The sequence below is a fragment of the Burkholderia sp. E168m23 genome (genome assembly GCF_016586125.1).
In the GTDB taxonomy this organism is placed as follows: Bacteria; Pseudomonadota; Gammaproteobacteria; order Burkholderiales; family Burkholderiaceae; genus Burkholderia; species Burkholderia orbicola.
In genome coordinates, this window is record NZ_BCPP01000147.1 from 1 (window position 1) to 10029 (window position 10029).

Consider the following 10029-nt stretch of genomic DNA (forward strand, 5'->3'; position numbering starts at 1 on the left):
GGGGTGGCGGGTGCGTCATGTGGTTCTCCGGAAAGGGGGCGTTCCGGCCACTTTAGGCGGCGCCGGCGCGCGCCGGTATCCGCCGAAAGGATGAACGCGGGTCGGCCGGACGGCCAGGTGCGGCGGCCGTGGCCCATTTTGCAAAGGCTGACGATGTCTGACGCCGAATCGCTCTATCCTCCACATTTTTGCGATAAGCCACGAAAGCCCGGCAAAATAGTGCGAGCGGGCGTTTGCAACGACGCGCCGCGCGTCGGCCAGCCGATTCCGTCGTAAGAATGGCGCGGCCGGCAAAGGCGCGGCCGGCAAAGGTGCGGCCAGCAAAGGCGCGGCAGGCCGGATCGGCGCGAGCGGGCGTCCGACACATAGGTAGCGCATCCGCCGACGGCTCGTGTCGCCACGGCGTATCGCCCGGTTGCGCGCTGGCGCGGCCGGACCATCGACAAAAGAACAGGGAGGGGCCGGCAATGAGGCTGGACGACGAAAGAGAAAGCGCCAACGTCGAGGATCGACGCGGTGGCGGCGGGTTCGGCGGTGGGCGCGCGACGATCGGCATCGGCACGATCGTGGTCGCGCTGGCCGCCTCGTATTTCTTCGGGATCGACCCGCGCGTCGTGCTTGAAGGCGCGTCGGCATTGCAGGGCCGCCAGCAGCAGGCGCAGCCCGCGCCGACCCAGCACCAGGGCGCGCCGGCGAACGATCCCGGCGCGGTGTTCACGCGCAAGGTGCTCGGCAATATCGAACGCACGTGGACGGGCGTGTTCAACACGCAGCTGCACGCGCAGTACGAACCGCCGAAGCTCGTGATGTTCACGAACTCGACGCCGACCGCATGCGGCACCGGCCAGACCGCGATGGGGCCGTTCTACTGCCCGGGCGACCGCAACGTGTATATCGATCTCGGCTTCTACGACGAGCTGCGCAAGCGTTTCGGCGCGGGCGGCGATTTCGCGCAGGCCTACGTGATCGCGCACGAAGTCGGCCATCACGTGCAGAACCTGCTCGGCATTGCCGACAAGGTCGACGCCGCGCGCCGGCGCTCGAGCCAGGCGCGCGCGAACGCACTGTCGGTGCGGATGGAACTGCAGGCCGACTGCTTTGCCGGCGTGTGGGCGAACAACGCGCAGCGCGCGAACCAGCGGCTGATGGAGCCGGGCGATTTCGAGCAGGGGCTGAAGGCGGCTGCTGCGATCGGCGACGACCGGCTGCAGCAGCAAGGGCAGGGCTACGTCGTGCCCGAAAGCTTCACGCACGGCACCAGCGAGCAGCGCGTGTACTGGCTGCGGCGCGGGATGGAGTCGGGCGAGGTGAGCGCCTGCGACACGTTCGCCGCGAACGCCCGCTGAAACGAGGCGCGCGCACCGCCGCGCGCCGGCATCGTCCCGCCTGAACCGGCCACCCTGGCCGGCCCGGGACGATTTGCCGATTCGTGCTCACCGGCGCTTTTCGGCGCCGGTAGGCTGGCCCGGACTTCGAGATTCGATGCGTCCATCCGCCAGCCGATTTCCCATGCCGACCTTGTCCGTTCCCGCCGACCACGCTCCCGCCGACTGGCAGCGCGCGCTGCACGCGTGCGTGGATGCGTTCGACGCGTTCGCGAGCCCGTCCGCGATCGTGTTCTACCGGCTCGATCAGAGTGGCGAGCCGGCCGATTTCGAGCTGTTCGGGATGCCGGAATCGATGCACCGCACCTACGTCGCCCGCTACCGGATGCTCGATCCGCTGCATCCGTCGCGCTGCGCGGCGGGCGACCGCGCGGTCGTCACGCTCGCGTCGCAACTGCCTGACGAACGACGCGCGGCGTCCGCGTACTGGACCCGTTTTCTGCGGCGACACGACGTGGCCGATGTCGTCGAAATCTGGCTGCGCGACGCGGGTCGCACGGTCGGCGCGTTCTCGCTGCTGCGCTTCGGCATCGGCGACGCGAACGGCAACGGCACCGCGGGACGGTTCGCCCCCGGCGAGATCGACGCGCTCGCGCGGCTGCAGCCGGTCGCCGAAGCGGCGCTGAGCCCGCTGTTGCGCGCGCGGCGCGGCATCCACCGGATCGGTTGCGAGGAACGGCTGACCTACCGCGAGGAGCAGATCGCGCGGCTCGTGCGCGACGGCCGCTCGAACAAGGAGATCGCGCGCGACCTCGCGCTCGGGCCACCGACGATCAAGACGCACCTGATGCGCATGTACCGCAAGCTCGGCGTGTCGAACCGCACGGAGCTGGTCGGCGCGCTGTTCCTGTAAGTTTTTCCCTGTCCGCAATCACATCGCGTCATTCGTCGGACGATAACGCGGCGTTCGTCCGTCGCGACGCCACGCTTGCGCGCGTCCGGCTCACCCGCCTCTGATTCCCCACGCGCTGCCAATTTGCGCTCACCGGGCTCGATTCCTCGTCGATACAGTGGTCCGACGCCCGCGTGCCTCGGCGGCACGCGGTCCAGCCACGACAATCAACGAGACGCCCATGAGCAACACGAACTTCGTCGCCGTCAGCGACACCGTGCGCACCTTCGTTGCGCGCGATTTCGGCCTCTTCATCGACGGCGCCATGCAGACGGCGCACGCGGCAGCGCGCGTCGATGTGTACGACCCCGCCACGGGCGAGCGGCTCGCGACCGTCGCCGATGCCGATGCGCACGACGTCGACCGCGCGGTCGCCAGCGCGAAACACGCGTTCGACACGCGCGTCTGGAGCGGGCTGCGTCCGGCTGACCGCGAACGCATCCTGCTGAAACTCGCCGACCTGATCGAAGCCGACGCCGAAACGCTCGCGCAGCTCGAAACGCTGAACCAGGGCAAGTCGATTCACGTGTCGCGCGCGGTCGAAGTCGGCGCGAGCGTCGAATACGTGCGCTACATGGCCGGCTGGGCGACCAAGATCACCGGCCAGACGCTCGACGTGTCGATCCCGTTCCCGCCGGGCGCGCGTTATACGGCCTATACGCGCAAGGAGCCCGTCGGCGTGGTCGCCGCGATCGTGCCGTGGAATTTCCCGCTGATGATCGCGGTGTGGAAGCTGATTCCCGCGCTCGCGGCCGGCTGCACGATCGTGCTGAAGCCGTCGCCGGAAACGCCGCTCACCGCGTTGCGCCTCGCCGAGCTGGCACGCGAAGCCGGCGTGCCGCCCGGCGTGTTCAACGTCGTCACGGGCGGGCGCGTCTGCGGCGCGGCGCTCGCGAGCCACCCGTCGATCGCGAAGATCTCGTTCACCGGCTCGACCGCGACCGGCAAGCTGGTCGGCGCGGCGGCCGTGCAGAACATGACGCGCTTCTCGCTCGAACTCGGCGGCAAGAACCCGATCGTGATGCTCGACGACGTCGACGTCGCGCAGGCGCTCGACGGCGTCGCCGCCGGCGCGTTCTTCAACCAGGGGCAGGTGTGCGCGGCGGCGTCGCGCATCTATGTGCATCGCAGCAAGTTCGCGCAACTCGCGGACGGCCTCGCGGGCGTCGCGCAGTCGATGAAGCTCGGTGCGGGCCTCGACACCACCGCGCAGATCAACCCGCTCGTGTCCGCGCAGCATCGCGACAAGGTGGTCCAGCACATCGAAGGCGCGCGCCGTGCGGGCCTCACGTTCCTCGCGGGCGGCTCGCCGGCCGACGATCTGCCCGGCTATTACGTGAAGCCGGCCGTGATCGCCGATCCGCATCCGGACAGCGCGATCGTCCACGACGAGGTGTTCGGCCCGGTGATCGTCGTCGTGCCGTTCGACGACGCGGCCGACGCGGTGCGCCTCGCGAACGCGTCGCCGTACGGCCTTGCCGCGAGCATCTGGAGCAACGACCTGACACGCGTGATGAACCTCGTGCCGCAGATCGAGGCCGGCACCGTGTGGGTGAACTGCCATATCCCGCTCGATCCGTCGATGCCGTTCGGCGGCTACAAGCAATCGGGCATCGGCCGCGAATTCGGCCAGTACGCGATCGAAGGCTTCACCGAAACCAAATCCGTCTGCATCGCGCACTGACGCGCGGGCCCATCCAAAAACCGCAAAAACCGATCCGACAGTGGAGATTGCAATGAGCTACAACGAAGCGAAGTTCTGGCACCCGATGCTGCACCCGAACGAAATGAAACAGCGCAAGCCGATCCGCATCGTGCGCGGCGACGGCTGCTACGTGTTCGACGAACAGGGGCGCAAGCTCGTCGACGGCGTCGCGGGCCTGTGGAACGTGAACGTCGGCCACAACCGCCGGGAAGTGAAGGACGCGATCGTGCGTCAGCTCGACGAACTCGAATACTTCCAGCTGTTCGACGGCATTTCGCATCCGCGCGCCGAGGAGCTGTCGAAGAAGGTGATCGACATGCTGGAGCCGGAAGGGATGCGCCGCGTGCTGTACAGCTCGGGCGGGTCGGACTCGATCGAGACCGCGCTGAAGATCGCGCGCCAGTACTGGAAAGTGCGCGGCCAGGCCGACCGCACGAAGTTCATCTCGCTGAAGCAGGGGTATCACGGCACGCACTTCGGCGGCGCGTCGGTGAACGGCAATACGATGTTCCGCCGCAACTACGAGCCGAACCTGCCCGGCTGCTTCCACGTCGAGACGCCGTGGCTGTACCGCAACCCGTTCACGCAGGACCCGGAGGAACTCGGTCGGATCTGCGCGGAAATGCTCGAGCGCGAGATCCAGTTCCAGAGCCCCGATACGGTCGCCGCGTTCATCGCGGAGCCGATCCAGGGCGCGGGCGGCGTGATCGTGCCGCCGGCCAACTACTGGCCGCTGGTGCGGGAAGTGTGCGACCGCTACGGCGTGCTGCTGATCGCCGACGAAGTCGTGACGGGCTTCGGCCGCAGCGGCAGTCTGTTCGGCAGCCGCGGCTGGGGCGTGCGCCCTGACATCATGTGTCTCGCGAAGGGGATTTCGTCGGGCTACGTGCCGCTCGGCGCGACGGTCGTGAACGCGCGGATCGAGGACGCGTTCGCCGCGAATGCCGATTTCGGCGGCGCGATCATGCACGGCTACACGTACGCCGGCCATCCGGTCGCATGCGCGGCCGCGATCGCGAGCCTCGACATCGTCGTGAAGGAGGACCTGCCGGCGAATGCGGCGAAGCAGGGCGCGTATCTGCTCGAAGCGCTGCAGCCGTTCGCGGAACGCTTCGCGGCGGTCGGCGAGGTGCGCGGCAAGGGGCTGATGCTCGCGCTCGACCTCGTCGCGAACAAGGACACGCGCGAGCCGATCGATCCGCTGTCGGGCTATGCGAACGCGGTCGCGGAAGTCGCCCGCGAGAACGGCGTGCTGGTGCGCCCGGTCGGCACGAAGATCATCCTGTCGCCGCCGCTCGTGATCCAGCGCGAGCAGCTCGACCGGATCGTCGACGCGCTCGCGGCCGGCTTCGAGGCCGTCCCGTTCGCATGACGGCAAAGCCGCGACGGCGGGTAAACGCCGTCGCGGATTTGCCGATTTGCGCTATGACCGGATTATTTTGCCTGCGTATTTTTTCGACATCGGATCACGCCGTGATCGACAGGGGACCCGGGCATCGAAGCGCTGAAGCACCGCCCGGGGCCGACCGCATAGCATCTGGCCCCGGCCGCTGACGAAGCGCCGGTTCGGGCCAACCTACGAAGGAGACAACGATGTCGGGATGGTCGGGAATGACCGGCGCCGCGGGCGATACGCCCGCCGGCTCGCCGGCTGAAGCGGGCGGCGGCACCGCCTTGAAGGCGGGCGCGGTCGGTTTTCCGACCGCGCTGGCGAGCGCCGTCGGCCTCATCATGGCGAGCCCGGTGATCCTCACCGCGACGTCGGGCTTCGGGATGGGCGGCTGGGCGTTCGCGGTTGCGATGATCATCGCGTTCGTGATGATGCAGGCGCAGGCCACCACGTTTTCCGAAGCCGCCGCGATGCTGCCGACCGCTGGCTCGGTTTACGATTACCTGTCATGCGGGCTTGGCCGCTTCTGGGCGATCACCGGCACGATTTCCGCCTATTTCCTCGTGCACGTGTTCGCCGGCACCGCGGAGACGATCCTGAGCGGCATCATGGCGCTCGTGAACTTCGAATCGCTGAACGCCGCGTTCGAGAAGCACAACAGTTCGTGGCTGGTCGGCGTCGGCCTCGTGGTCACGTTCGCGATCACCAACATCATCGGCATCAAGGTGTTCAGCAAGCTCGAGATCGTGCTGACGGCCGGCATGTGGCTGTCGCTGATGATCTTCGGCATCCTCGGGCTCGCGGCCGCGCCGGCCGTGCATCTCGACGGCTGGTTCGGCGGGTCGGAAGTCGGCACGTCGGTGCCGGCCGTGCTGTCGCTGGTCGGGATGGCGATGTTCATGTTCGTCGGCTGCGAGTTCGTCACGCCGCTCGCCCCGGAAATGAAGGCGCCGGGCCGCACGATCCCGCGCGCGATGGCGCTCGGCCTCGTCGGCGTCGCGATCTGCATGTTCCTGTACGGCGCGGCGATCCGCCGCCAGGTCGCGAACGTGCCGGTGAGCCCCGACGGCCTCACGCACCTGCTCGACACGCCGGGCGCGATTCCCGCGTTCGCGCTGCAGGTGCTCGGGCCGTTCGGGCGGATCTGGTTCGGCATCGCGTTCCTGTGCGCGGGCGCCGCGACGATCAACACGCTGATGGCCGGGCTGCCGCGCATCCTGTACGGGATGGCGATCGACGGCGCGCTGCCGCGCTGCTTCGCGTACCTGCATCCGCGTTTCAAGACGCCGGTGGTCGGCATCGTCGCGTCGGCGATCGTGCCGATCTTCCATGCGTGGCTGATCAACGGCAATCTCGACAGCATCCTGCACCTCGTGCTCGCCGCGACCTGCGCGTGGGGCACCGCGTACCTGCTCGTCACCGCGTCGGTCGTGATGCTGCGCATCCGCCGCCCGGACCTGCCGCGGCCGTATCGTTCGCCGCTGTTCCCGCTGCCGCAGATCGTGTCGAGCGTCGGCATCGTGCTCGCGATCTGGTACATCACGCCGCCCGGCATGAACCCGCGCGACATCTACGTGCCGTTCGGCGCGATGCTCGGGCTCACCGCGCTGTACGCGCTGTTCTGGACGCTGGTCGTGCAGCGCCGGCATCCGTTCAGGCCGGTGCCGGTCGAGGACGTGCTGCGCAACGAGCACGTCGCATCGTGAAGGCCGCGCTCGCCCGCTGGCGCGCGGCGCCCGCTGCGCCGCCGCCCGGCCATCGGCCCGGCGCGATCGCCGCGCGCGTGCTCGCCGACCTGCGGGCCGTGCGCGATGACGACGGTGCTGGCGGCGTTGGCGGCGCCACGGCGCGGTTACCGAACGGCGTGCGCGTGCGCGTCGACGAGCGCGTCGAGCGTCAGTTCCTGATGCATACGGTCAGCGTGAAGGTGACGGTGGCCGCGAACGGTCCGGCCGCGCAGGGCAGTGCGCGCGTGCGGCAGACCGGCTGGCTGCGCCGTACCGGCATCGCTGCGGCGCTCGCGCCCGGATGCGATTCCGCGTTCATCGACACGCTGGCCGCGCTGCTTGCCGACCCGGCGCTGGCCGACGCGCTGCGGCCGCTGCACCTGACCGACTGCGTGATCGACGCGCACGACGGCGACGCACGCGACGGCCGCTGGACGCTCGCGATCGTGCCGTTCGGCGGCAGCGAGGTCGTCAACCGGATGCCGTCGTTTCGCCGCTATGTCCGGCTGATCGACGAGCAGGCCGCGGCGCTGTCGGCGGCCTGTCTTGCGTTCGAAACCGCACTACGCGGGATTTTGCGAGGGTAAGCTGTGGCGATGCGTGCCGCGCGAACCCGGCGGGCGCATCCAGGAATCAGGGTTTTACCGGAGATGCCGATGCTGTTCCAGTCACGCTCACACGAAGACGTGCACGATCACGGGCTCGCGATCGCGGGCTGGCATCAGGTGTACCGCCAGATGACGCCGGGCCGCTTCAAGGGCACCGTCACGCAGGTGCTGTACGACGATTTCCACTTCTTCCGCGAGACGACCAACCGGCGTGTCGCGCAAACCGGGCTCGCGCCGGCCGGGCGCACGTCGCTCGCGGTACCGTTGTCCGTGCCCCTCGCGGGCACGTTCCAGGGCCAGCCGGTCGACGGCTATGCGCTGCTCGCGCTGCGCGCCGGCGAGGATTTCGAATTCCACACGCCGGAAGGGATGGGGCTCGTCGGGATCAGCGCGTCGTCCGACATGGTCGACGAGCTGTGCGAGGCCGAATTCGGCGCGGCCGGCGCGCGCAGGCTGCGGCACGTGACGCGGCTGTCCGACGCGCAGGGCGTCGCGCTCGGCGTGCGGCTGTCGGCCCTGATCGATGATGCCCAGCGCAACCCGGGCTGCCTCGAATACGCGGCGACCCGCAAGATGTTTCGCGACGCGATGCTCGGCATGTTCCTCGATGCGCTCGAACAGGGGATCGGCGTCGAGCGCCGCGACATCACGCACGCGACCTACAGCGATATCGTGAGCCGCTGCGAGAAGCATCTGCGCGACCGTCCCGAAGAACCCGTCACCGTGCTCGAACTGTGCCGCGCGCTGCGCTGCAGCCGCCGCACGCTGCAAACGAGCTTTCAACGCGTGGCCGACGTCACGCCGGTCGGCTACCTGCGCACGATCCGGCTGAACGCGGTGCGGCGCCTGCTGCGCACGACGTCGGCGCAGCAACTCGGTGTCGGCGAAGCCGCCGCGAGCTGGGGCTTCACGCATCTCGGCTATTTCGCGCGCGAGTATCGCGACCTGTTCGGCGAACTGCCTTCCCAGACGACGCGTCCCGAATGACGCATCCACATTGCGACGGCGCCGCCGGGAACCGTCGCGGGCCGCACCCCTCACCGTTTGCCGATTTGCGATAGAGGTCCGGAATTTTCGCTGGATAAAGTCCTGTCACCCATATCGACAACACATTCGGTTTGCACTGCGAATCGATGATCACAGAGGGGCGGGACATGAAGAACGGACGACGACTGACCGCAGCCGCGGCCATGCTGGGCTGCCTGCACGCACATGCGCAGACTTCGGGGAGCGTGACGCTGTACGGTACCGTGGATACCGGCATCATCTATTCGACGAACCAGCAGTTCACGCGCGCAGACGGCAGCACGGGCGGCGGCCATGCGTGGCAGATGGGCGGCGGCAACCTGGTGCCGTCCCGCTTCGGCTTCCAGGGCGCCGAGCCGCTCGGCGGCGGCCTCGATGCGGTGTTCACGCTCGAGCAGCAGTTCCTGTCCGCGAACGGGCAGGCGCTGCAAGGCGGCACCGCATTCAGCCGGCAAGCGTGGGTCGGGCTGCGCCAGGAGGGGATCGGCACGCTCGGCCTCGGCCGCCAGTACGACTCGTACACCGACATGCTCGGTGCATACGTGTCGAGCAACAACTGGTCGACGCCGTACGGCTCGCATCTCGGCGACGTCGACAACCTGAATGCCGCGTTCAATTTCAACAACGCGGTGAAGTTCACCAGCGCCGATTTCAACGGGCTCACGTTCGGCGGCACGTTCAGCTTCGGCGGGCAGGCCGGCGATTTTTCCGCGAAGCGCGGCTATGCGGTGGCCGCGACGTACACGCGCGCGCCGGTGGCCTTCTCGGTCGGCTACCTCGACCTGCACCAGCCGCTCGACGCGGCGCTCGGCGGCGCGAGCAGCTATATCGGCGATTTCGCGTGCAGCAACCCGGGCGCGATGTACTGCCTGCTGCAGGATGCCGGCTCGATGCGCGCGTTCGGCGCGGGCGGGTCGGTCACGCTCGGCGCGGCGACGGTCGCGCTGACCTACACGCACACGCGGCTCGGCGACAGCCGCTATTTCTCGACCGCCGCGCAGCCGCGCACGCAGGCGTTCACGTTCGACATCGGCGAGCTGAACGTCACGTACATGTTCACACCGGCGCTGCAAGGCGGCGTTGCGTACATCTTCAACGCCGCGCATACGGACGGACGCGGCACGACGCGCTTCCACCAGGTGAACGTCGGCGCGAACTACAGTCTGTCGAAGCGCACCGCGCTGTATGCGGTCGCGATCGGCCAGGTCGCGAGCGGCACGGGGCTCGGCACCGATGCGGACGGCAACGCGGCGAACTATGCGCAGATTCCGGTGCTCGCGAACAGCAATTCGAGCC

Annotated in this window: 8 protein-coding genes; all 8 read left to right on the plus strand. The window is 68.6% G+C overall.

From position 1 onward, the window contains the following. The first annotated feature begins 467 nt into the window (after positions 1-467). Positions 468-1346 carry a neutral zinc metallopeptidase gene (locus JMF90_RS10465; protein WP_011547358.1) on the plus strand — a complete coding sequence of 293 codons (879 nt, stop codon included), beginning with the start codon at positions 468-470 and terminating at the stop codon, positions 1344-1346. Positions 1347-1509: 163 nt separating this feature from the next. Beyond that, entirely contained in the window at positions 1510-2238 is a 729-nt protein-coding gene (locus tag JMF90_RS10470) for a LuxR C-terminal-related transcriptional regulator (RefSeq protein WP_012339720.1), read from the plus strand. Positions 2239-2458: 220 nt separating this feature from the next. Further along, complete coding sequence (locus tag JMF90_RS10475; protein ID WP_011547360.1) at positions 2459-3961, plus strand: aldehyde dehydrogenase family protein; 1503 nt, start codon at positions 2459-2461, stop codon at positions 3959-3961. Between the two features lie 52 nt (positions 3962-4013). After that, entirely contained in the window at positions 4014-5354 is a 1341-nt protein-coding gene (locus JMF90_RS10480; protein WP_011547361.1) for an aspartate aminotransferase family protein, read from the plus strand. A gap of 221 nt (positions 5355-5575) precedes the next feature. Beyond that, positions 5576-7078 (plus strand): APC family permease, encoded by a 1503-nt coding sequence (locus JMF90_RS10485; RefSeq protein WP_012339721.1) that lies wholly within the window; start codon positions 5576-5578, stop codon positions 7076-7078. Then, a complete protein-coding gene (locus JMF90_RS10490) occupies positions 7075-7686 on the plus strand; it encodes a DUF3156 family protein (RefSeq protein ID WP_011547363.1) in 612 nt (203 codons plus the stop codon). Before JMF90_RS10485 ends, JMF90_RS10490 begins: the two co-directional genes overlap by 4 nt. 69 nt (positions 7687-7755) lie before the next feature. Continuing rightward, a complete protein-coding gene (locus tag JMF90_RS10495) occupies positions 7756-8694 on the plus strand; it encodes a helix-turn-helix domain-containing protein (RefSeq protein WP_012339722.1) in 939 nt (312 codons plus the stop codon). A gap of 167 nt (positions 8695-8861) precedes the next feature. Beyond that, a partial coding sequence (locus tag JMF90_RS10500) for a porin (RefSeq protein ID WP_201325088.1) occupies positions 8862-10029 on the plus strand: 1168 nt, incomplete at its 3' end.

What these genes read in the sequence shown, in the direction of transcription:
- JMF90_RS10475 (WP_011547360.1), top strand. Translation starts at nt 2,459, where the DNA reads ATGAGCAACACGAACTTCGTCGCCGTCAGCGACACCGTGCGCACCTTC.
- JMF90_RS10470 (WP_012339720.1), top strand. Translation starts at nt 1,510, where the DNA reads ATGCCGACCTTGTCCGTTCCCGCCGACCACGCTCCCGCCGACTGGCAG.
- JMF90_RS10485 (WP_012339721.1), top strand. Translation starts at nt 5,576, where the DNA reads ATGTCGGGATGGTCGGGAATGACCGGCGCCGCGGGCGATACGCCCGCC.
- JMF90_RS10480 (WP_011547361.1), top strand. Translation starts at nt 4,014, where the DNA reads ATGAGCTACAACGAAGCGAAGTTCTGGCACCCGATGCTGCACCCGAAC.
- JMF90_RS10495 (WP_012339722.1), top strand. Translation starts at nt 7,756, where the DNA reads ATGCTGTTCCAGTCACGCTCACACGAAGACGTGCACGATCACGGGCTC.
- JMF90_RS10465 (WP_011547358.1), top strand. Translation starts at nt 468, where the DNA reads ATGAGGCTGGACGACGAAAGAGAAAGCGCCAACGTCGAGGATCGACGC.